The following is a 23,883-nucleotide window of genomic DNA, read 5'->3' as shown; positions in this document are numbered from 1 at the left end:
CATGCTAAAAAGTCGGTACCTACTGCTTAATAGTTGGTATCCAAACGGCAAAGGAAGCGGGGAGAGCAGCGGCAGATCTTTATGTACTCAATCGTATTTCAATTGGTTTTTTTAAATAAAAAATCAATATTAATTCGGGGCGGGTCCAATAGGACTTAGTCCCTTTTCTTTGTCTCCAATATTCCTTCAATCCCTTATTCAATAGGGGTGAAATCGTTTCGCCCATACAAAAATCCGTAGGATTTCCAATCTCTTTTCAGTGTGTTTTCCCAACCGTAAAACCGTCCCAAAAGGGCTGCATTTCCTTTCTTTTCTCCATCATTGGTACGAACTTAATACCATTGCCTTCAGGCGTAAAAGAGGGGATGGACCGTTGGAGGAGGAAGGATGGAGGGGATTTAGTGAGAAACCAAGAAAGTAACAAAGGCATAACTATCAATTCCGGTTGGTGTAGGATTTTTTAAATCGGGTATTGTAATTATGGACATCATGGAAATAGCTATTTCCAATCTCAACTTACATTGCAAAATTTTTAAAAGGAGATGAGGTTTTGACTTTAAATAATAATGGTTTTACTCTAAATGATGGTACAGAACTTCCTTTTGTGGGATTAGGTACGATCGGTATTAACGGAGATCAGGGTACGTTTGAAATTTTAAACGCCTTCAATATAGGACATCGCTTAATCGATACGTCAACAAACTACGACAATGAGGGGATTGTCGGTGAAGCTGTGCGTCGGTCCGCACTGCCCAGAGAAGAAATTTTGATTAGTACGAAATTGCCCGGTGCTTACCATGAATATGACAAGGCATTTATCTTTATTCAAGAATCTCTACGCCGCACTGGATTAAAATATTTTGACAAGTATTTAATTCATTGGCCCAACCCTAAGGACGGCAAGTATGTAGAAGCTTGGAAGGCTTTAGTGGATGCTCAAAAACAAGGGTTAATCAGAACCATTGGCGTTTCAAACTTTGAACCAGATCATCTGGACGACATTATCGAGGCAACAGGTGTGACACCTGCTACAAACCAGGTGGAGCGTCATCCGTATTTTAATAATAATCGTATGGTAGAAGAAAATAAAAAACGGGGCATTCTTACTGAATCTTGGAGCCCTTTTGGTAGAGGTTATCTGAATGACGTGCTAAAAAATAACACAATTAAAGAAATTGCGGATAAGTACGATAAAAGCCCGGCGCAGATTATTTTAAATTGGAATTACCAAGCAGACGTATTTTCTATACCAAAATCCAGTAATCCCGTGCATCAAAAAGATAACTTCAATAGTACCAACTTTGAATTAGCACCTGAGGATATTGAAAGAATTGATTCATTGGATAAAGGAGAAGCCGGACGTGTAGAAGGGCAGGACCCGAATGAATATCACGAATATGTATAGGCAGGACAATATATAAACATCGTGTAGTATTCGTTCAAAAAATGAATATCGTTTTGATATGATATTTGGTTGGAAACGCTGAATTAGATATTTTTGAACTATAGATAATAGAAGGGTTGGAGGGATTATCCAGGATATTGACAAGAGAAGATATCTTTAAGCATGTCAAAGAAAACTACGGGACATCGCCTGATTATCCATTTCAAAAATTTCCAAACTATGCTGCTTTAAGACATGAATCTAACGGAAGATGGTATGGTTTAATCATGAATGTTCCCTCAGAAAAATTAGGATTAGATGGTAATGATAAAATTGATGTTTTAAATTTAAAATGTCCCCCCGAAATTAGTGATAGTTTAAGAAATGGAAAAAACATTTTATATGGATATCATATGGATAAAGAAAATTGGGTTTCACTTGTTTTAGAACGTACCGATTCAAAAGGAGAAATTTATAAATTAATTGAGCAAAGCTTTAATTTAACCAAGTAAAAAAAGATTGTTCTTGCTCATCATCCCTAATAAATGTTGAAAAATTGATGAAGTGTAACCTTTGTGTTGTTCCGTTAACGTGGCGTTTGTTGAAGTATGTAGCTGTCTTATTCTTCTTCTCCATGCTAAAAAGTCGGTAGCTACTGTTAAATAGTTGGTATCCAGAGCGGAAGGAAGAGTGAGGAAAAAAGAGCAGGCGAACAATATGTACTCAATCATTTTTCAATCGTAAAATCAATTATATTTCAGGCTGGATCCAATAGTGGTCCAGTCTTTTTGTTTTGTCCAATATCTCCTCAATCCCTTGTCCAGTAGGGGTTCAATCATCCTTGCTCATTCTTTTCTCTCTTCTAATATGTTGTTTTCCTCACTGCATAAACCCGTAGGGTTTCAGTTCTTTTTCGTGTATTTCTCAACGTGTTTTTTCAATCTTTTCTCTTGATTCTTCCCTCCATTATGGAAGAACTTTTTAACATTGTCTGAATATTCGATACGACCCAGAACGGAAAAAAGAGGGCGAAAATGGGGGTTTTGGGGAAGAACTATGTAGCAGAATGGAATGAAGAAAAAAGGCAAGATAAGAAGGGTGGGGCTTAGAGTCGCAAGGGTTTGAGGGGAGTGAGAGGGAGAGGAAGACGGGGAAGGACTTTTTAGCAGGGCAATATAGTAGAAGGAAGTAAAGGGATGAAGCAAGAGTTGGATCGGTAAATAAAATGTATTTCAATGGGATTCAATTGAAATTTTGCGTTTCAATTCAGGATGGAATGTATTCAAGTTGTGACTGTGGAATTTACGAAGGCAATCCTGGTGGAAATAATATGTCCCTGCTACTTTCCTCTTCCACATGCTAAAAAGTCGGTACCTACTGTTAAATAGTTGGTATCCAAACGGCAAAGGAAGCGGGAAGAGCAGCGAGCAGTCTATTATGTAACCAATCGTTACTCAAGCAGTTTTTTCAATAAAAAATCAATAAAAAATTCGAGGCTGGGTCCATTAGTGATCTAGTCTTTTTGTTTAGTTCAATATTTCCTCAATCCCATGTCCAATAAGGGTTGCAGTCATCTTTTATCAATTTTACTCTGTTCTATTCTGTTGTTTTCCTCACTATATAAACCCGTAGGGTTTCAATACTTTTTCAGTAGTTTCTTTGCATTTTTTCCATTCTTTTCTCCTGATTCTTCTCTCAGTTCGGTACGAACTTAATAACATTGTCCGAATATTCGATACAAGCCAGAACGGAAAAAAGAGGGCAAAAATGGGGGTTTTGGGGAAGAACAATAAAGCAGAAGAAAGAGTGGGGGAGAGAAGAGGAAAGAGGGATGGGACTTAGAGCCGCAAGGATTTGAGGGGAGTGAGAGGGAGAGGAGGGGCGGGGAAGGACAAAAAGACAGGGGAATATAGTAGAAAGAAGAAAAAGGAGAGAAAAGAAAGAGTTCATTTTTATCACCTAAGTTTCTGAAAAAAAATTCCACTTTTCCTGTGCCAAAAGAAAAATAACGTTTCTAAAAATTATGTTTCTAATCCGAAGGTTCTTTCCTGTTTTGTCTTGTCAGCCTTCGTGATAAAATTGCAGAGTATGAAAGAAAAACTCCAGAACAAATGACTAAAAAGGCGTTGTCTAGTTATACAAGTTCTGAATCTTTGAATTATGAAACGAATACCATAAATATTAAAACGTCGCTAATATGAGAGAGGGTTAATAGCATGGCTAATAATGGAGAGTCTACAAATGTCGAATTGATTATAGCAAACGCATTAAAGATGCCAGGTGTTAAAGTAAATAGAAAAGAATTTTTGGTAAAAACATTCGGTGATAAATTAAGCTCGGATATGATCCCTATCTTGATTGATAAAGGACCACAAGAAGTAGGAATCGCTGCTGACAAAATTAACAGAATGGCAAAATCCCTCGTAAATAAAAGAACGTTACAAAGTTCTGGTACATCGTTTGCGGCTGGTCTACCTGGTGGGTGGGCTATGGCTGCCACAATTCCTGCTGACACTCTTCAGTTTTTCGGAGTAGCTTTACGTTTATCACAAGAACTAGCTTATATGTTTGGATACAGGGACTTTTGGGATGATGATGAACTAGACTTGGAGCGAGTGAGAAGTGAATTAATTCTATTCCTTGGTGTTATGTTTGGTGTAGGGGGTGCTGCTTCGACCTTAAAAGTGATTTCTTCCAAAATGGCACAACAGGCATTAAAAAGGCTACCTCAAAAGGCATTAACTAAAACATTCTACTATCCTATTGTTAAGAAAATTGCAGCTCTTATTGGAGTTAAGATGACAAAAGATACATTTGCAAAAGGGGTTTCTAAAGTAATTCCTGTTATTGGAGGAGTAGTTTCTGGTGGTCTAACTTATTCATCTATGACTAAAATGGGAAACCGTTTAAGAAATACAATGTATGATTCTTTAAACTACTCAACAAAAGAATTTCAAAAGGACATGGATGAAATCAAGAGAGAAATGCCAGACATCATTGACATAGAATTTGAAGAGATAGATGAGCAGATTATAGACCATTCAGATAAAGATAACGATCAAGATAAAGATCAACACGAATAACATCAACTATCTAAGTATCCCAATAAAAAGTTTCGGTTCCTCAGATATAATAATCGGTCTCTAAATAAAATTATGTTCCCAATCCGAAGGTTTTTTCCGGTATTTTTCCCGGCAGTCCTTCGGTTTTTTTATGCGATATTCTGTGTGTATCCAATCGTAACCCAATCCCACTTTTCAATCAAATTCAATCCATATCCAGTCGCCTTTTAAATTCTTTATTCCTCCAATCCTTTGTCCAGTAAGGGTTCAGTCTGACTCCAGTTCTTTTTCAGTTGGTTTCCTCACGCTATTGAATCAGTATTCTTTCCAGTGCTTTCCCTCAAATCTTAGTCAATAAAACTCTTGCCATTTCCTATAGTCAAAATTATTAGTATTGCCATAGGATAAAAATTCTATTCAGTATATAGGTATAAAAATTATTTGAATTGTCCAATTTGATAACAGGGTTTCATTGCAATTTTAGTAATCATTCCAAGTTGTACTTTTTTAGGAAAGTAATGGAGGGAGTAAATAAGATGAGGAAGAATCTTAATGAGTTATTGGATGAAACAACAAAGAAATTATTAATTGGGGAGGGGATGTTTTTAGCTGGTTTTTCTTTGAGGGCAATTGAGAGACATTTGAAGATAAACAGAAAAGTGCTCGCTAGTTATCTAAAAAAAGAAGGGTATGGTATAGAAGCTAAAACAGGAAATTCCGGTTATGATAAGTATGAAAAGTATGAAAAAGCAGTCCCTGAGTTTCTTGAAGGAAAAAGTATTCGGGAATTAGCTAAGAAGTATGGATTTAGTAGACAGGGGTTTTCTCTGCATTTAAAAGATCAAGGAATACAAGTAAATGCTACCAAGCCATCAAATGGCTCTGAAGAAACATCAAGAAAAATCAAGCAGGCGAAGGAATTATACAACGAAGGTAAAAGTATACAGGAAATAAAAAAAGAGGTAAAGCTGGATGGAGCAATCTTGGCACATGAATTTAAAAAAATGGGGATTGATACAATTGAAGAAGCTAGAAAGTATAAGGTAAATGAAGATATTTTTAAAACCATAGATACGGGAGAAAAGGCATATTGGCTTGGGTTTTTATATGCAGATGGATCTGTAACATTTGAGAATGGAAGATATGTACTAGAACTTGGGTTAAAAGCCGAAGATGTCAACCATCTTGAGAAGTTTAAAAGATTTATTGATACAGATGCCAAAATTGATGATAAATTAGTAAAGTTAAAAGGAAAAAAGTATATGGCAAAGAGAATTGCTATTCATAATAAAAAGTTTGTGCAAAATTTAATTAAAAATGGCTGTACACCTAGAAAGTCTCTTAATCTTTCCTTTCCAGACGAAACCATTCTACCAAAAGAATTTGTAAATGATTTTATAAGGGGATATTTAGATGGAGATGGTAACATCAAGAAGTTTGATAGAAATACATACAATCCTCAAGTATATGTTTCATTTACTGGTACGGAAGAATTCCTAACAAGTTTATGTAAATGGTTAGATGTTAATCCAAATAAATTCGATAATGAAGGAAATGCCTTTCGCCAAAGATTCGGAGGTAATAATAAGGCATTTAATATCTTGTATTGTCTTTATGATAGGGGTACTGTTTTCCTCGATAGAAAAAAAGAAATATTTGATGAGTGGAACAAATATTTAAGTCAAAGGAAGTCTCTTTTCAAATGATGATAAAACACTCATTTATCTTTGAACACAACAAACAACTCACAACTCTTTCATTACTTACGTATATTGAATTTTTGTGTTACCATACATTCAATAAAGTTGAAGGAAGGGATCGCAATGAGTAAATCCGACTATTACCCTCTTAGTCAACACTTAAACATGCTGGTGGAAAAAGGTGTTACACAGACAACATTCACTTTTAGGGAGATTGAACATATATTAAAAAGGGATTTACCACCAACTGCTAGAAAGAATCCAACATGGTGGTCAAATTCACGTACGGAAAAATATAGACAGTGTGCTTCTTGGCTTGATTATGGTTGGGAGAAAAAGAAAGTGGATTTAAAAGGTGAAAAGATAGAGTTCCAATATATGGCTAAATAAAAAATTACAGAATTAACCGGTTCTTCAATATTCTCCAACCCTTGTTTCAAGGGGATAGTAAGATTTAAAAGGTTCTATTCTATATAGTGAGGAAACAAACTAAATAGAGAAATGGCAATTCATATTTTTCTAAGAAAAATGTGTTAACACTCAACAATTATTTAAAAGTAAAATTAATTAGGCAATGATAACATTTACTTTCTATGAACCTTTGTTATATCAATGTTTATTTTAGGAAGTGTTAACACTTTTTTATCCTCTGAAAAGTGTTGAGTATGCTGTAGCATCGCAAAGCCAATCAGTATTTAGCTCTGGGTGGCTTACTTAGTAATAATGGAAAATAGGATGAATTGAACTTCCTCTGGACTAACAATTTATTTAATCCTCAATTTCTACTTACCAATCCTCAATATAGTCCGAACCAAGTAGTTTTTTAATTTCTTCCTCTGTTGCATCTGATTCTCTTTTAGATTTAAGGTAATCAAACTCCTCTTTTGGTACTAAGTATTCTCCTTCCATTTGCTTTCCAGAAAGGTACCCTTGTTTAATCCAACTTATCACTTTTTCTAATGTAACCTTATAATAATCAGCCACTATTTTTGCATGAATAAAAGGTATAACAGTTTCATCCCTTCCTCCATAATTTTTTCTATCAATATGCATTAGGAATTTCTCCGCTTTTTCATCCTGTTTTTTTGTGGTGATGAAATTATATTCCGGAATCAGCCAATCACCATTTTCAGTTTGATAAGCATCCTGGAACATTCCTTTTTCACACATGTTTTGTACTGTTTGACTATCTAACCCTAGTTTCTTGCATACTTCAGTAAATGAATACATATTTTCACCTTTTTTCTTAGTAATGTAAAGTTTATCCAAATACTTACCTTGATTATCGCATTAATCTTATTTATAATACAATTTAATAAAATGAAAAGCAGGGAAAACTATGATTGAAAAAACTTCGTTTAAAATAAAATTCAATATATTAAATGGCTCGTATTCCAGTTAAGGGGGAATACGGGCTTTTTTATTTTCCTTTGACTTTAGTCATTGGTAAAGAGTTGGAAGAGATTCACCTATGAGGAGGATGAAGAATGGGAATTTATATTGGCCTGGACATAATCCCGAATCATATTAACCAGGAAGATTGGCAAAAGGTTTTTGAAGAGACGTTACAGTTGATACAAGCGTACCCATTTGCAACGTTAAACGTGGATAGTGTTAATGGATTTATGCGATTCGTATTAGACCGAACAGAACGACAAAATGTCGAAGGCTATGGTTCCGAGGCAGAATATTGGAAAATAAATGGAGACTTAGAAAGCAAAGAAACTGGAGAGAGTTTTACCTTGTTTTCTAGTTTAGATAGATATAGTAGATTGAAAGAAGAAAGAGCGAAAGAAGATATTTTATTAAACTTTTTAAATAAGAACGAGCGAGGAGCAAGAGAAGTTTTTTATTCAAAAACCCAAGGTAAGGATTATCATATTTATCTCCTTGCCATCGCTGCGTTAATCGAAAGTAGGTTTCCGAAGTTTGCATGTGTCTATGGTGATATTTCCAAAGACCAGGCACAAAATGCAGTAAATTGGGCTAATTCTATTTTAGAAAAGCCAATAGATTTACCTGTCCGAGTTAACCCTTCCAAGCTCTTAGAGCGTTTGGAGGTAATTGGTATAGAAGAAAAGCAGCTTGAGGCTTTATACGACCTTTCCATTGGTGCTAGTGAGGAAGTGGATGGCCTTGTTGGAAAACATTTTAACATGAATACGATACGAAATTATTTCTCTAAAGAACTTCAAGATTTCAAAAGTCCTGTACAACTAGGAGCTGAGCTTGTCATTATAAGATTTCTAAACGCTGGTCTCCCATTAGAAATACTAACTGACATATGTTGTTTTGATAACAATGGTCCGAAGTTTGAACCTATTGAGTTTACAAAGGCAATTTGCTCAACATGGGTAATGATTGAACCAGATACAAGAGCAAATATAGGAATTGCAAATGAAGTACCTGAGACAGTCGAGTCACAATTCGGAAACATGTTTTTAGACATGGGATATATGGGAAGACGGACAAGGAGATATGTTCCAAAAGAAAAGGTAATAAGTGTTCTTAAAGGGAAATTGGGCGACAATAACCAGTTTGTCCAGACAATAGAAGCGAAATATCAAGATATTGTAAAAATGCTAAAGGAAAAAGGAAGGAAACTGAAGGAAATAGAAGACGATTCCTATGTTAAGTTGGAGCGGGATGTTATCTATGCCTTTGATGAGTTGTTGTATTGGAATGATCAGTACGAGATAAGCGAAAGTATCATGAACATTATCACGACCGTAAAAGAAGCTGTTGAAGATAGTCTTAGTAAGAGGAGCGATTTAATGCAGTTAATTGGGGAGGTAGAAGAACAAGGCCAATTAATCAAAGTGTTGAGTCAAATAATCCAAGAACATCAAAATCTAGTATTAACAAGAGCATCATGGGATTGGATTGAAAATGAAGCCACTAATGTCATAAAACAAATGGTGGTTATGCTTTTGACTTTTGAGAATTACAGTGAGCTGCGGAAACTCTTTAGAGCATATTTCGAAAATAAAGGTTTGTTTAATAAATATATGAAATGAAGTAACGAAGATGTAGGTACTTAACCAAGGAATTAATGAAATTTATATAAAGGGGAGGAGTTATTGTGTGGTTATTAATTGTTTCCACTGTTGCTATTCTGATTATTATTTTATTAGGTGCAGTTGCTACAACGATTATTTGGAAGTCGAGAAGGAGGAAGTAAAGTTTAAGTAGGAGTGATAGATAGTGAAAATATACGGAGGAAGAGCTGGATATAATTCTGTTAGTTTTACTGGGGATAAGTATCAGGCTTTATCCCGACTCAAGGATAGGAAAATCACAACAGAAACGAGACTGAAAAAGGGAGATAAGAAAATAACGATTATTTTTTCTAAGGTCCCCTTCGTTCGCTCTTTTTCAATGGTATTTGAACTAATAATTGAAAATTGGAGACGGTTTTTATTTGCGGCAATAGTCTCGTTATTAATAGAGCTTATATTCATTGGAAAATCAAATTTTCATTTATTATATACTATCCCAATTAACACCTTAGAGATGTTGTTTTTCTTTCTAGTTATAGCTGGCCTAGTGATAAAAATAAGCCCGATAGGTAAGTACCATGCGGCTGAACACATGATTGCAAATGCTTATGAGAGTAATCAGAATTTGACGTTAGAAAGAGTAAAAAAGCAACCAAGGACACATAGAGACTGTGGGACAAATTTAGCGGTTTCTATTTTCATCTGTTTTTTTATACTATCTATGGTATTTGGTGATGGAGTTTGGGTGTTTCTAGTCTCTTGGAGTATTGGATATGAGTTATGGAAGACTGAACCAAAAGTAATTTGGAGTTCTGTATTGATGATTGGCAAGGTTGTACAATATATTCTTTTTACTGCAAAGCCTGAAGATAAACATTTAAAGGTGGCAATAGAGGCAATGACAAGATTACAAGAGAAAGAATTAGCAAATGAAAATTAAATTCTTAAACAAGGGAAAACATTTTAGGGTAAATCAGTGGAAAAAGAGCCTAACAATTAGAATAGGGGGGAATAAAGGGATGAATGAAGAGAAGAGAGACCCTGGGAGAATAAAAAGGCTTTTGTATTTGCTTCAAGAAATATGGGAGTCAAACCCGGACATGCGTTTCTTTCAGTTAATAGATTTACTAAAACATGAATACTCATCCGAAAATGATGGATTTGGCAAGAGAGAAGGTTTTGAAATAGATTCGAAGGGATATAAAATGCCGATTTCTAATATAGACTTATTTTACCTTGAAGATAAAGAATTTGAAGAATTTCTACAGGCTTATATTAATCAATTTGGAAATAGGGAGTAAAGCTAAATGAACAATGAAAAGGACCGTGAAGGACCTCCTCTTTTGTATATATACTCTCAAAAAGAGCCTCACCAAGATGTCTTAATTGTATCGAATAAAGCTGCTTTATTACGATTGAAGGAAAGCATTGAGCATGCACTAAAAAGTGGAGAAGGAGATTGCACGGGTGTTTTCTCTGACTTTGAGACATATGGTATTAAGATAATCCTAAATGATGAGCAATATGATTCAGAGTTCTGGCAAAGGTTACAATTGCCCTTTTTTGAGGTCGATGATAGTCATGGGGGAGAAGTATTATCAGTTGAAGACATGATCGGTTTCGGTTTAAAAAGTTCCGAGGATATAAGAAAGGCCCAACCGGAAATGAATGAGTATAGGAAATATAATAAAGAGATGACTGAAAAGATGAAGCGAATTGCAAAAAGGAACACGCCTAGGGATTCCCAATTGGACTATATAAAGATACTAAATTCAAATAATTTTAAGAAACTAGATGAATACTTGAATAATCATGAAGTTAATGAAAAAGTAAATGGCGAAAGCCTAATTTACTGGGCGGTGTTTAATAACAAGCTACCTTTTGTAAAAAGATTACTTGAATTGGGAGCTGATCCTAATCAATTGGATACTCTTGGCAGATCACTGCTAGAAATCGCTTCCTATTTTGGATACTTTGAGGTTTGTAAGGCTGTCCTTGAAAAGGGGGCAAACGTTAATGAGAATTGCCTGCAACGGAGTCGATATAGTTGGAACAGTCAATCACAGAATGAAATCATCGAATTGTTAAATGAATGGAATGGAAATAAAAAAACTATATAACAGTCCCCCTAGAAATCATAATCTAGGGGTCTTGTCCTTATTTCTCTCACAAAATTCATAAATGCACTGTGATAAGACATCACGTAATCTTAAATGGCCGAACTTTTTCGAGCACAAATCAGAGAATTCACTGTATACCTTGGAATTAATTTGCACTGTCTTTGTTACAGTTTCGATATTTGCGTCATAGACGATTGGATTCAAGACCAACTGACTAGAATGTACCTCCAATAGAACTTTGAGTTCATCAAAGTGATCTTTGATAAACTGAACAACATCATTTGCATCTCCACTTTTGTTTATATATTTCTCAACCTCCTTATACTCTTCTATAGAGAATGTCTTCTCATATTGCTTCCTTGACTGGTTAAATGAATACCCACCTTTTCGCATCTCTTTGCAGAAGGAGCTATAGTTCAATTGAAGTTTCTCCGCCACTTTTCTAAGGGGTTCCTCTTTTTCCTTTGCTAACAAACTATTCACATATTCTGCACGTTCAATTAGGTCCATCTTTTGAAATTCCTCTTGCTGCATTACACATCACTCTCCTGTTTTTCTAGTAGTTTGTAATTCCTTTTATACTATTGATCTGATGAATATTTAATAACTTATTATGGTTCGATTAGGGAGTTATATTTCGCCATTATCTTCAGTAGTATACAGGGCAGCAACAAAAATGGGACTGGTGATTGCCAGTAAGATAGACTGGAGGATATGTGGTATGAATAATGATGAAGCAATAGAGATGGCATTAAATGACTTTGGGGCATATGTTAGAAGATCACGGCAACAGTACGGCATGAGTTTGAAGGATTTGGCAGACAAAACCGATTTATCCGAAGCCTTCATTTATAGAATAGAGGTAGGTCAAAGAAACGCTCTTTTAAATACAAGGTTAGTCTTACTTCTTTGTGGTTTCAATTGGGACAATTATAGCCTTATGGCATATTTGGAAAGAATTATAAAGGACATTAAGGAGTTTAAAAGGATAAAAAATTAGAAGAAATGCTGTTGAATAACAGGGAATATACCAGTTATTCAATGGCGTTTTTTTAATTCAAAATGTCATTGGAACTCGATTGGGGACGTTTCGGGTACACTATAAAATGATCATGGAAGTTATGATTGATATAATGTACTCAATCAGGCTCCAATAAAGACTTTATAAGCAAATACACAAACTGTGGGTTTGAATAAATTCATTAAGAACAACAATCAGTTAAGTTTTAGGGAGACGGACCTTATGGTTGGTCTCTTTTGACGTTATATAATGATAAACCAAACTACAACCGAACTTATTGTATTATGTTTAACACAATAGAACAAAAATTAGCTTACCCTTTACATTGAGTTCCAAATTAAATAAGACTAAAATAAGAGGTAAGTAAGAAAATTGCAAGAGGTGAATCCTGTGGAACTGAAAATGTTTTACCGTACACAGAGAGATTTGGCTGTTGATTTGAACAAGCTAGTCGATTCTTATTGGCAGGAAGAGATAAAAGAGAATGAGCTAATAGATGGGATAAAGAATTTATATGAACATAATCAAGAGAAACTAATTAAGGATAATCAGTTTACAAAAGTAGTCCAGCAGCAATGTGGTAAAAGGCGTTTGGCTGTGGTGGGAAAAGTATTGGAAATAAAATAGGAAAATAGTCTTGTCTGAAAGGTTTGATTGCATGACAATAGAATTAGAATATTCTTCAAGTTTAAATGGAGCATCTTTTTTACTTTTTGAATTAAAACAGGTTATAAAGTTGAAACAACAGGGCTTAGCCAAAGATGAAATAAGAAAAAAAGTAAAGGAAGAAAATCTGTTTCAATTTAATAATCAAGGGAGAATCAATAGAGCACTACCTTCCGTTATGAAAAGGGCAGAAGTTATTGACGAAACTCTGGCGGCTTTAATGCTAGAAGGTTCCATTGAAACGGGAAAGACCCTTAACCTGTATGCCATTATGAAGACTGATTTGCTGTTTTTTGAATTCATGGATGAGGTAATAGGGGAAAAGCTACATAATAATGACTACCTAATAGAAAAGAAGGACATTAATCTCTTCTTCACCTCTAAGGCTGAACAAAGTGAAAAGGTAGCCAGTTGGAGCGATATTAATATTGAAAAGTTACAAAGAGCTTACATGCAAGTGCTGTATGAAAGCAGAATGTTAAGAACCAGAAAAGGTAAAGAGTTAGACAGGCTAATCATTGATGAACAGATAAAGAATCATCTCACTCAAATTGGTGATGCTCGTTATATACGTGCAATGGGTGAATAGGGGGTAAATATGTGGCAAATTTGAATGCAAGACTGGATCAGATAATACCGAAAATTAAAGAGGATAAGTTCATAGAGGGACGTGGCCTTGGCAATGAAATTAGCTTTTACGTATTTGACTACGAGCCGCAAGAAGAACTTGTGGTAAGGGATTATATTAAGCATATTAAGAAAGAATTTGGTTATGAAGGATCGAACCGTAGAATTATTGAGTTTGATTTGTATAAGATGCTGTTAGAAATTACAAAGGATAAAAGGATCTTTGACCGAATCTTTGAAATGGAAGAACGACAAGGGAAAGATCAATTGTTTAAAGCAATGACGACATTTGCTAAGCCAGAAGTGTTTCTAGGAAAGATTAAAGAACAAATGGATGATTATAATGTGGTGTTCCTCACTGGAATAGGTAAGGTTTATCCATTTGTTCGTTCCCACAATATTTTAAATAACTTACAAGAAGTGTTGGACAATGTTCCCGTTATCATGTTTTTCCCTGGAAAATATGATGGGCAATCATTACAATTGTTTGGAAAATTTAAGGATGATAATTATTACCGGGCATTTCGATTAGTCGATTAAAAGGATAGGGGGAATTTAGATGATTATTAAAGATATGTTTCAAAAAGACATTGAACGTGATATTCGTGGAGTCATTAAAGTAGCTCAACAAGATGAAGATAATATTTATCAGGAATTGGACGAGTATGTCGTTACCCGTGAGCTGCAAAAACACCTTTCTAAGTTTTATGAGAACTATCAAAAAGGGATTAATGGAGTAACTGATAAGATGGGGGTTTGGATTTCAGGATTTTTTGGTTCCGGTAAATCACACTTTCTGAAGATACTTGCTTACTTACTTGAAAACAAGAAGGTAAAAGGTAAACAAGCGATTGATTTCTTCCAAGATAAAGTACAAGACCCTCTTGTATATGCGAATATGCAAAGAACGGCTGATGTGGAAACAGAGGTTATTCTGTTCAACATAGATTCGAAAGGTTCACTCGATAACAAATCAAAAGAAGATGCAATTCTCCGTGTCTTCATGAAGGTATTTTATGAGCATCGTGGCTATTACGGAGATATACCCGGTGTGGCCGAAATGGAGAAGTACCTGGATAAACAGGGAGTCTATGAGGCGTTTAAAGCGGAATTTAAGTCATTAGCTGGTGAAGCGTGGGAAGAACGTCGTAATAGTTTTTACTTTGATGCGGACTTTGTTATTGGTGCCCTAACGAAAGTAACCGATATGACGGAAGAATCTGCTCGAAATTGGTTTGAAAATGGTGTAAATAATTTCGAAATCAGTATTGAAAAGTTTGCGAAAGACGTAAATGAGTACATCAATAATAAGGGGAAAAACTTCCACCTTATTTTCCTCGTGGATGAGATCGGCCAATACATTGGTGATAACCGTAGTTTAATGTTGAACTTGCAGACAGTGGCTGAAGATCTTGGAACCCATTGTAAAGGTAAGGTTTGGATTATGGTTACTTCTCAAGAGAGTATTGATAGCATTATCAAAGTTAAAGGGGACGACTTCTCCCGTATTCAAGGGCGATTCGATACAAGACTCTCTCTATCATCCATCTCGGTTGATGAAGTTATCAAAAAGCGTATCCTATTGAAAAAGGACTTTGCTAATGACAAATTGAAGGTTCTTTATCCTGAAAAAAGTGCTATTTTAAAGAACTTAATTAGTTTCCGAGAAAGCACAGCGGATTTACGTGGATTTGACAATGAACAGGAATTTGCAGATGTTTATCCATTCATGCCTTATCAATTTAAGTTGTTACAAAACGTTTTTGAGCAAGTAAGAAAACATGGCTCTTCTGGTAAGCATTTATCTGAAGGGGAACGCTCAATGTTATCAGCATTTAAAGAAGCTGGTCTTCAATATAAGAATGCTGAAGAAGGTACGCTTATACCTTTTTATGCCTTCTATGACACGATAAAGGAATTTTTGAATCCATCCATTTCAAGAGTTATCGAAGGTGCCTATGAAAATCCAGCCCTAAAAGATGATGATTTTAACATTGATCTATTAAAGGTTCTATTCATGATTAAATATGTAAAAGAACTGCCAGCAAATCTTGATAATATTGCTACTCTAATGGTTACACATATTGATGAGGATAAGTTGCAGCTTAAAGAGAAAATTAAGGTTTCCTTGCGTAAGCTAATTTCCCAAACGTTGGTACAGAAAAATGGGGATAATTTTATCTTTTTAACAGATGACGAACAAGACATTAATAGGGAAATCAAGTCCCTAAATATTGATGAGGACATTGTTAAGCGGGAGTTAGCACACTATATTTTCCAAGACCTATATGATGAAAAGCGTTTCCGTTACAACAGTGAATACTCATTTACCTACAATCAGAAAATGGATGAGAAAAACTATGGAAATCAGACATCCAATATAGGTATGCAAATACTCTCTCCATTATCAGATCATTACCAGAAGTCTGAACAAGAATTAATGATGATGACTTCGGGTAACGGGGAAATGATCATCAAACTTGGTGGTAATGAGGCTTATATCGAGGAAATCGGAGAAGCATTGCGTATTGAGGAATTCCGTAAGAAAACGAATATTACGCAACTTCCTGAAAACATCCAAAATATCCTAAATAATAAACAAGCGGAAGTTCGTGAACGTAGAAGAAGGGTTCGTGAGCTTTTGGAGGATGCAATTAAAGATAGTGCATTCTTTATCAATGGGGATAAAGTAGAAATTAAAGGAGCAACTGTTCGTGAGAAGATAAATGCTGCCTTTACGATGTTAGTCGATAATGTTTACACAAAACTTAGTTATGTAAAGGAACACTTAGATAATGAACGTACTTTAATTTCAATCCTTGCTTCAAACGATGAACAATTGTCATTTGAAGAAACTTTGAAAGTAAATCCAAATGACTTGGCAAAGCGGGAAGTGTCTGATTTTATCAGTTTACAAGACGATTTGAAAAAACAGGTGCGTATTAAGATTCTATTTGATCGTTTTGGAGACAAGCCATATGGTTGGAAAATGCTTGATATAGCAGGAATGATTGCACATTTATTAAAAGAACAACGTATCCGGATTCGTTATAATGCAGAATACTTGGAGCCTGAAGACAATGTAAATACTCTTGTAACGATTTTTACAAAGACACAGGAAGCCGACAAAGCCATTGTGTTGAAGAGGGTAAAGGTTGATGAAAAACTAATTAAAACAGCTAAAAGTATTTGTAAGGATGTTTTCAATAAAACAGATTTAGCTGATGATGAAGATGGACTATTGAAGGACATTCGACTACTTGTTGAAAAACAGATAGACGAAATCAAGGGGTACAAAGCCCGTTATGAGGGTAGAAAGTATCCTGGTATGAGCTTACTTGACAAAGGATTAGAATACTTTGAGCAGTTCCATAATGGCTTAGACAATGTATCTTTTTTCAATAAGTTAAAGGAACTAGAAGATGATTTACTTGATTGGGAAGAGGATATTGTCTATGTCAAAAGTTTCTTCGGTACTGATCAGAAGAAAATCTTTGATGATGGATTGGCAGCTATACGAAAATATGATGAAAGTAAATCCTATTTGACGGGTGTAGAGGTAGAAGGAGTTATTAATAAGCTCCAGTCCATTCTTCAGGATCCCATACCTTACAAAAAGATAAAGGACATTCCAGAGCTTATTCATGCAATGGATGAACAAATCAATAATGTTTTAAATGAGAAAAGGGAAAATGCTCATAAAAGGTTAAAAGACGATAGTGATTACTTATCGTTATTGACATCACAATACGGTGTATCCAATGAAACGAAAGAACGAGTAAATCGTTACTATCAAGAACTAAATGCTAATGTAGATACATATACAGATATTTATAAAGTTGATGCAACAGTTTCTCAAAGCACCAGCTTCAAGGAAAAAATGGAAGGGCATATCGAGCGGGAAATTGAGGAATGGAAACGTAAAAAGGAAGAAGAACAAAGAAAACGTCCTGATGGTGAAGTAGTTGATCCTCCTGTATCACCTGTTGAGCCGACCATTCAAAAGCAACCAGTAAAGGTAACAAAGCTGGTTAATGTTAAAACATTAACTACAGAAGATGATGTCGATAAGTACATCAATGCTTTATCCAATAAGTTAAAACAGATTATTAAAGAAAATAAACAAATTGAGTTTGTTGAGTAATCGGGGTGAAATGGATGAATAAAACTGCACTCAAGACTTTTGCTACGAATGCACGAAGAGAGCTGTTGAAAAAGGTCGAAGCAAGAGCAATGAAGATAGGAATTACAGAAGATAACATAAAAAAAGTAGACATTGAAAGCTCAGATGCCATCTTTATTGATGGCAGACAGCTTTCAAAGGAAGAAAAGATTCAAAGAGATAAGTTGATTGATCGCATTGGTCAAATTGGGTTCAAGCGAGTAATGGAGGAAGTTGCTTATACTTGGTTTAACCGTTTCACTGCCTTACGCTTTATGGAGGTAAATGACTACTTACCAACGAAAGTAAGGGTACTTTCTTCTACCAATGTTGATAGTACCGAGCCAGATATGATGAAAGAAGCACTATCGTTAGAATTAGATTTGGACAAGGAATATATCTATGAGCTAAAAATAAATAATAACTCAGAGGAGCTATTCAAATATCTTATTATCAAGCATTGCAATGACTTGAACCGATACATGCCTTTCATGTTTGAAACAATTGATGACTATACAGAAATTCTATTTCCAGAAGGTTTGCTTGCAACCGATTCTTTCGTTAGGCAGATGACGAATACAGAAATTATACCGGAAGATAATTGGTCCAAGGTTGAAGTCATTGGTTGGTTGTATCAATATTATATCGCAGAGGAGAAAGATAGGGTAATTAAGGCGAAGAAGAAATATAAAACCGAGGAAATACCTTTTGCAACCCAGCTTTTTACACCTAACTGGATAGTACGTTATATGGTTCAAAATTCATTAGGTCGTTATTGGATTGAATCTCACCCTGAACATAGGGATCTGTTAGAGAATTGGGAATTCTATCTGGAAAACGCTAATCCAGGACTAGATGTTGATGATAACTTGGCTCCTTTCATCAATAAAGAATTAAAAGTAGAAGAAATCAAATGTTTTGATCCATCCATGGGGAGTGGCCATATTCTTGTATACATGTTTGATGTATTTTATGAAATATACAGTAAAAGTGGATATATTGAAAGAGAAATACCGAGGTTAATTATTGAGAATAATCTATATGGATTGGATATAGATGATAGGGCTTATCAACTTGCCTGTTTTTCTGTTGTAATGAAAGCATTGCAATATAATAGACGATTTTTAAGAAGTATTGAAAGAGATGGTTTAATACTAAATTTGGCTTCAATTCAAGAAACCAATATTTTAACGAATGAAGACATTGCTTATATTGCTGGAGAAAATATTGGAAAGAAATATGATGATACCAAAGAATTTATTAAACAGTTTATAGATGGTAAAACGATTGGTTCCTTAGTAAATGTAGACCATTTTCCGCAAGACTTTCTATACGAAAGGTTAACATTTATTCAAAACAATCCAGCAAGTGATCTCTTTGAAGAAGGAATGAGAGAAAAAGCATTATTATTGTTACCAAATTTGATAAAGCAAGCGAAATTGTTATATCAAAAATATTCTTGTACCATTACAAATCCGCCTTACATTGGATATAAATTCCTTAATGAAAAATTGAAGAAATTTATTGATGAAAATTACCCTAATTATGGAACAGATTTGTTCAGTGTCTTTATTAAATTTGTTCAAAGTTGTACTGAAGATTATGGTCAAATTGGATTAGTTACTCCTTATGCTTGGATGTTTATAAAAAACTATGAAATATTAAGAACTGACTTGATTAGAGATAGAACCATTAGTTCATTGATTCAATTAGAACCAAATGCCTTTGAGACTGCTGCAGTTCCAGTTTGTACTTTTACCCTAAGAAATTATAGTGTGAATGTGCCTGGGGAATATATAAGATTACATGATTTTAAAGGCATAAATATTCAAGAAATTAAGGTGAAGGAAGCTATTCAAAATTCCAATGTAAGCTATAGATATACTGTTAGCGACAAGGTATTTGTGGAGATTCCCGGAAAAAGGTTTGCTTATTGGATTTCAAAAAGATTTAGAAGACTATTTATTGAAAGTGAAATATTGGATAATGTGATTGAAATTTCGGGTTCCCAGAACATAACTGGAAATAACAAAAAGTATTTAAGGAACTTTTGGGAAGTGGAGCTCCAAAAAATAAAGGAAAAAAGATGGAGTTTATATTCAAAAGGTGGAGATTACAGAAAGTGGTTTGGAAATATAGAACTTGTAGTGGATTGGTCAGAAGCTGGTAGAGCATTTTATAAAAATAATCCAACTTCAAATTTATTAGATAAACAATACTGGCATAGGGAAGGCATTACGTATAATGGTGTATCATTGAGAGGTTTTACTGTCAGGTGGGTTAGTAATGTTATTTATGATAAAGGTGGACCTACCCTACATGTAAATGATGAGGAATTGCAATATTATATTCTGGCACTATTGAATACGAAAATAGCTTCAACTGTTATTAGTATTTTTAACCCTACTCCTAATACGCAAGTTAACGACATAAAATATATTCCTTTTATTCCTACAGAGGACAAGGATCTTAAAAGTAGAATAGTTAGCTTGGCAAAGAATTCAATCAAAATAGCCAAAAAGGATTGGGATGAATTTGAAAACTCTATCGACTTTGAGGTCTCACCTTTGCTTAAATATAAAACTGAAACAGGATTAATAAAGGATTCTTTTGATGAATGGAAAGCTGTCAAAAAACAAGATTTTCTCCAATTGAAGGAAAATGAGGAATCGTTGAATAAGCTATTTATTGATATTTATAATTTAAGTGAGGATTTCACTCCAGATGTGGATGATGAGGACATAATTCTTCATACGCCCGATTTGGAAAGGGATATTAGAAATTTCATATCGTATGCTGTAGGTTGTATTTTAGGCCGTTATTCAATTGATATTCCTGGAGTAGTGTATGCTGGTGGACAGTTTGATCTTAGTAAATATAAAAGTTTCCCTGTAAGCAATGATGGAATTGTGCCGGTATTCCAAGATAATCATTTTGACAATGATATAGTTACACGTTTTGTGGAATTTGTTAGGGTTACTTTTGGTGAAAGTAATCTAAATGAAAACTTAGATTTTATTACAAACGCTTTAGGAAGAACGGAAAGGGAAACACCTAAAGAGAGACTTGGGAAGTATTTTACTACAGAGTTCTATAATGACCATATAGGCATATTCAATACAAGAGGAAGAAGAACCCCGATATACTGGCTTTTTTCTTCAGGAAAACAGAAAGCATTTAACAGTTTAGTCTATATTCACCGTTATGATAAAACAACTCTATCAAGAATGAGAACTGATTATCTGCATGAATACCAGATAAGACTGGAAGCTGAAAGAAAAAACCATATAAATGTGATTGAAGGAGACTCGACTGCAAAAGAAATTAGTAATGCTAAAAAAGAGTTAAAGCTATTGGATAAGAAGATTGAGGAGTTAAAAGAATATGATGAAAAATTACATCATATGGCAGATATGCAGATAGAAATGGATTTAGATGATGGAGTTATAGCGAATTATGAAATATTTAAAGGTCTCGTCGCAAAAATTTAATTAACTCTAACGGAGATACATCGGTGTTTTGCTGATGTATCTTTGCACTATAATAATAATAGAAGGTAGGTGAAGGGAATGAACATAAATCAAATTGAGGCTGCGTTATCAGATATATTCAATGAACCATTAAAAGATGGGGAACAACGGAAAATTGTGTTCTGGGTGGATAAAGATAATGAGTTTGCTGAGGATATTGAACATCTTACAGTTGATAAAGTAAAAGTTCATACGCTAACGGATTCTAACCAGTTTCAGACGAAATATTTGCTCGAAGAAGAAGATCCTACATCTCCTTACCTGATTTATACAAATATGGAGTTAGGTGTGGAAGACAACTGGTTAGCAGATACTGTTTTTTATTCGAAAACATTCTATGCAGATCGAATTTCACTTATATTAAGTGAATTGAATATAGACCCATCACTTCGTGCAGTAATCAAAAAGTATGAACGTTTCTTTAATAATAAGGACCGTTTTAGAAAGTTTTCAGCATTAAATATAGAAACCTATTCAGAGCAAATCATTGAACTTTCTATTATGAGTGTCTTATGCAACGTTAAAACTCCAGATTTTGAAGAAGTTTTAAAGGCTGTATTAATGGACACTCTGGAGGACAATGAGAATAAATACTTATCCCTTATGGAAAAGTTTTTTGATATTGGTGTGTTTTGGAATTACGTTTCTAATCACTACGGTTATGAACGGGAGAAGAAGAGTCTAAAAACTTTGTTCATCCATCTAGCAATAACTGCATTCAGTCAATCGGTTGGAGAAGAAAATCTAAATGAACTTAGTGATTTTATATCCAATCGAAATAAAACAAATGCTGTTGTGTTTATTGACCATTGGATGCACCATAAGACTGACTATATGGTATTCGATGAATATGCTGAAATGGCTGAGCAGGAAATCCACCTTTCGAACATAATCAATAATTTGCCAATTGAAGTATTCAAACAGGCGGATACTTTCCCATATCTCGATCGAGCAATCATTATTTACATAGCGAATGGATTGGTTACACAGCTTGAGGATTATGAAGAATACACGAAACTCATTAAATTGAGAAGAGCTAAGCATTACTATGAAAAATTTGCTTCCGTGTATGAGGCACTTTATTATACTGTTAAAATTCATGAGTTTTATAAAGAACATCGCCAAGGGATACCGCAGGGACGGGCTATTGATTTGTATCAGGCATATGTAAATGACTATCATTTAATGGATACATACTACCGAAAGTTTTATGTGGCTTATGATGAGGAAAGTAATCATGATTTATTGAAAAAGTTAAAAATGCTGGTAGAAAATCTATATACGAACTGGTATATGGGTGAGTTGAGTTCCCATTGGTCCCAAGCGGTGGAGTCTGAAATGACACAGGACTGGTCATTACCCGGTATCAAAAATCAGCAAGACTTTTATTCTTCATTCATTGACTCTAAAGTTAGAAATGGGGAACGAGTTTTTGTTATTGTTTCAGATGCGATGCGATATGAAATAGGTGTTGAGCTGGCCGATCGTCTTAATACCGAGACAATGGGTGTTTGTGATGTGGAAACATTACTTGGAGTAGTGCCTTCTATTACAAAACTAGGGATGCCTTCACTCCTACCACACAAAGAAATAGACATAGATACAAATGCAAGGGTATTTGTTGATGGAAAAGATTCCTCTGGTTTGGAAAATCGGAAAAAGATTCTTGAATCTAAAGTGGCTGAAAGCATTGCTGTTCATTTTCAAGATGTACTAGCGATGAATAAAGCGGGGCGAAGAGAAACCTTTAAGGGTAAAAAGCTCATATACATCTATCACGATACGATTGATGCAATGGGAGATAAGGCATCAACAGAAGTCTATACATTTAATGCAGTAGAAACTTCATTAAATCAATTGTATGACTTAGTTAAAATAATTCGGGATGATTTAAGCGGAACGAATGTGTATATTACGGCTGATCACGGTTTCTTATACCAAAGGGATGAATTAGAAGAAAGTGATAAGATTGGACAAGATGCAGGTAGTAGTATTGAAGTTAAACGTCGCTATATACTGTCAAATGAGCAGCGTGAACTATCAGGACAATTGGCTATCAATCTGTCATCTGTTATAAAAAATGAGCATCAATTAATAGCGTATTTTCCAAAGGCAACTCTCAGATACAAGATGCAAGGATCAGGTATTAATTTTGTTCATGGTGGTGCAAGTCTACAAGAGATTGTCGTCCCACTATTAACTTTTAAAAACAAACGTACTGGGCAAAAAGGTGCTAAGGCCATTAAAAAAGTAGATATTAAACTTACGAATACTACTCGTAAGATAACCAATAGCATTTTTAATCTTGAGTTTTTCCAAAACGAAAAGGTGGAGGACAAAACAACTCCTCGAACTGTAGTCATCTATATGGCTGATGAGGAAGGAAGCGTAATATCTAACGAGGAAACAATTATAGGAGATCGCCCATTTGATAATCCTGCTGATCGTACTTTCAAAATAAGGTTTGTATTGAAGAACATTCCTTATGATCGAAATAAAACGTATTACCTAACTATTAGGGATACAGAGACAAGTGTTGTAGTGGAGAAAATACCGTTTAACATCAACCTGGGTATTATCAGTGATTTCGACTTTTAAGAGGGAGGGGGACC

The 23,883-nt window shown here is 34.8% G+C and carries 18 protein-coding genes; 16 read left to right on the top strand and 2 right to left on the bottom strand.

What is annotated here, in order from left to right; all coding sequences use genetic code 11:
• Positions 1-550: 550 nt before the first annotated feature.
• From H9655_RS11370 to H9655_RS11350, 5 genes are all read left to right on the top strand, one after another.
• Positions 551-1,405, top strand: coding sequence for an aldo/keto reductase (locus tag H9655_RS11370; protein WP_191813970.1), 855 nt, complete (start codon positions 551-553; stop codon positions 1,403-1,405).
• Positions 1,406-1,539: 134 nt separating this feature from the next.
• Positions 1,540-1,896 (top strand): MmcQ/YjbR family DNA-binding protein, encoded by a 357-nt coding sequence (locus H9655_RS11365; protein WP_191814039.1) that lies wholly within the window; start codon positions 1,540-1,542, stop codon positions 1,894-1,896.
• A gap of 1,704 nt (positions 1,897-3,600) precedes the next feature.
• Positions 3,601-4,467, top strand: a complete 867-nt coding sequence (locus H9655_RS11360; protein ID WP_191813968.1) for a bacteriochlorophyll 4-vinyl reductase — start codon at positions 3,601-3,603, stop codon at positions 4,465-4,467.
• Positions 4,468-5,006: 539 nt separating this feature from the next.
• Positions 5,007-6,152, top strand: a complete 1,146-nt coding sequence (locus H9655_RS11355) for a hypothetical protein (protein ID WP_191813966.1) — start codon at positions 5,007-5,009, stop codon at positions 6,150-6,152.
• A gap of 117 nt (positions 6,153-6,269) precedes the next feature.
• Entirely contained in the window at positions 6,270-6,536 is a 267-nt protein-coding gene (locus H9655_RS11350) for a DUF7662 domain-containing protein (RefSeq protein ID WP_191813964.1), read from the top strand.
• Positions 6,537-6,932: 396 nt separating this feature from the next.
• Here the strand turns inward: H9655_RS11350 and H9655_RS11345 are convergent, their stop codons facing one another.
• Positions 6,933-7,376, bottom strand: a complete 444-nt coding sequence (locus H9655_RS11345) for a MerR family transcriptional regulator (RefSeq protein WP_191813962.1) — start codon at positions 7,374-7,376, stop codon at positions 6,933-6,935.
• Positions 7,377-7,633: 257 nt separating this feature from the next.
• On the opposite strand from H9655_RS11345, the gene H9655_RS11340 reads away from it, so the two are divergent.
• The 4 genes from H9655_RS11340 to H9655_RS11325 all read left to right on the top strand — a co-directional run bounded on the left by H9655_RS11340 (position 7,634) and on the right by H9655_RS11325 (position 11,265).
• Positions 7,634-9,163: a hypothetical protein gene (locus H9655_RS11340; protein ID WP_191813960.1), complete on the top strand. Its 1,530-nt coding sequence runs from the start codon at positions 7,634-7,636 to the stop codon at positions 9,161-9,163.
• A gap of 187 nt (positions 9,164-9,350) precedes the next feature.
• The gene (locus H9655_RS11335) at positions 9,351-10,085 is read left to right on the top strand and encodes a DUF1385 domain-containing protein (RefSeq protein ID WP_191813958.1); all 735 of its coding nucleotides are present in this window, start codon (positions 9,351-9,353) and stop codon (positions 10,083-10,085) included.
• A 79-nt stretch (positions 10,086-10,164) separates the two neighbouring features.
• Positions 10,165-10,446, top strand: a complete 282-nt coding sequence (locus H9655_RS11330; protein ID WP_225230577.1) for a hypothetical protein — start codon at positions 10,165-10,167, stop codon at positions 10,444-10,446.
• Between the two features lie 6 nt (positions 10,447-10,452).
• Positions 10,453-11,265, top strand: a complete 813-nt coding sequence (locus H9655_RS11325; RefSeq protein WP_191813953.1) for an ankyrin repeat domain-containing protein — start codon at positions 10,453-10,455, stop codon at positions 11,263-11,265.
• Between the two features lie 15 nt (positions 11,266-11,280).
• On the opposite strand, the gene H9655_RS11320 is transcribed toward H9655_RS11325, so the two are convergent.
• On the bottom strand, positions 11,281-11,799 hold the full coding sequence (locus tag H9655_RS11320) for a hypothetical protein (protein WP_191813951.1): 519 nt from the start codon (positions 11,797-11,799) through the stop codon (positions 11,281-11,283).
• A gap of 187 nt (positions 11,800-11,986) precedes the next feature.
• Here H9655_RS11320 and H9655_RS11315 point away from each other — a divergent pair, with 187 nt between their 5' ends.
• The 7 genes from H9655_RS11315 (at position 11,987) to pglZ (ending at position 23,869) form a co-directional block, all read left to right on the top strand.
• Positions 11,987-12,265 (top strand): helix-turn-helix domain-containing protein, encoded by a 279-nt coding sequence (locus H9655_RS11315; protein WP_191813948.1) that lies wholly within the window; start codon positions 11,987-11,989, stop codon positions 12,263-12,265.
• A 411-nt stretch (positions 12,266-12,676) separates the two neighbouring features.
• A complete protein-coding gene (locus H9655_RS11310) occupies positions 12,677-12,913 on the top strand; it encodes a TIGR04540 family protein (RefSeq protein ID WP_318245473.1) in 237 nt (78 codons plus the stop codon).
• Positions 12,914-12,944: 31 nt separating this feature from the next.
• Positions 12,945-13,541, top strand: a complete 597-nt coding sequence (locus H9655_RS11305) for a DUF1819 family protein (RefSeq protein WP_191813946.1) — start codon at positions 12,945-12,947, stop codon at positions 13,539-13,541.
• Between the two features lie 11 nt (positions 13,542-13,552).
• Positions 13,553-14,119, top strand: a complete 567-nt coding sequence (locus H9655_RS11300; protein WP_191813944.1) for a DUF1788 domain-containing protein — start codon at positions 13,553-13,555, stop codon at positions 14,117-14,119.
• A 19-nt stretch (positions 14,120-14,138) separates the two neighbouring features.
• Entirely contained in the window at positions 14,139-17,723 is a 3,585-nt protein-coding gene (brxC, locus tag H9655_RS11295) for a BREX system P-loop protein BrxC (RefSeq protein ID WP_191813942.1), read from the top strand.
• Between the two features lie 14 nt (positions 17,724-17,737).
• Complete coding sequence (gene pglX, locus H9655_RS11290; RefSeq protein ID WP_191813940.1) at positions 17,738-21,232, top strand: BREX-1 system adenine-specific DNA-methyltransferase PglX; 3,495 nt, start codon at positions 17,738-17,740, stop codon at positions 21,230-21,232.
• A gap of 78 nt (positions 21,233-21,310) precedes the next feature.
• Positions 21,311-23,869 carry a BREX-1 system phosphatase PglZ type A gene (gene pglZ, locus H9655_RS11285; protein WP_191813938.1) on the top strand — a complete coding sequence of 853 codons (2,559 nt, stop codon included), beginning with the start codon at positions 21,311-21,313 and terminating at the stop codon, positions 23,867-23,869.
• The last annotated feature ends 14 nt before the right edge of the window (positions 23,870-23,883 follow it).

This window comes from Cytobacillus stercorigallinarum (assembly GCF_014836495.1).
Taxonomy (GTDB): Bacteria; Bacillota; Bacilli; order Bacillales; family Cytobacillaceae; genus Cytobacillus; species Cytobacillus stercorigallinarum.
This window is presented reverse-complemented; position numbering and strand designations above follow the sequence as displayed.

Excerpts from the sequence above, each read along its gene's own strand:
- H9655_RS11305 (WP_191813946.1), top strand. The coding sequence starts at position 12,945 with ATGACAATAGAATTAGAATATTCTTCAAGTTTAAATGGAGCATCTTTT.
- H9655_RS11320 (WP_191813951.1), bottom strand. The coding sequence starts at position 11,799 with ATGCAGCAAGAGGAATTTCAAAAGATGGACCTAATTGAACGTGCAGAA.
- H9655_RS11340 (WP_191813960.1), top strand. The coding sequence starts at position 7,634 with ATGGGAATTTATATTGGCCTGGACATAATCCCGAATCATATTAACCAG.
- pglZ (WP_191813938.1), top strand. The coding sequence starts at position 21,311 with ATGAACATAAATCAAATTGAGGCTGCGTTATCAGATATATTCAATGAA.
- H9655_RS11315 (WP_191813948.1), top strand. The coding sequence starts at position 11,987 with ATGAATAATGATGAAGCAATAGAGATGGCATTAAATGACTTTGGGGCA.
- H9655_RS11350 (WP_191813964.1), top strand. The coding sequence starts at position 6,270 with ATGAGTAAATCCGACTATTACCCTCTTAGTCAACACTTAAACATGCTG.
- H9655_RS11325 (WP_191813953.1), top strand. The coding sequence starts at position 10,453 with ATGAACAATGAAAAGGACCGTGAAGGACCTCCTCTTTTGTATATATAC.
- H9655_RS11330 (WP_225230577.1), top strand. The coding sequence starts at position 10,165 with ATGAATGAAGAGAAGAGAGACCCTGGGAGAATAAAAAGGCTTTTGTAT.
- pglX (WP_191813940.1), top strand. The coding sequence starts at position 17,738 with ATGAATAAAACTGCACTCAAGACTTTTGCTACGAATGCACGAAGAGAG.
- H9655_RS11360 (WP_191813968.1), top strand. The coding sequence starts at position 3,601 with ATGGCTAATAATGGAGAGTCTACAAATGTCGAATTGATTATAGCAAAC.
- brxC (WP_191813942.1), top strand. The coding sequence starts at position 14,139 with ATGATTATTAAAGATATGTTTCAAAAAGACATTGAACGTGATATTCGT.
- H9655_RS11345 (WP_191813962.1), bottom strand. The coding sequence starts at position 7,376 with ATGTATTCATTTACTGAAGTATGCAAGAAACTAGGGTTAGATAGTCAA.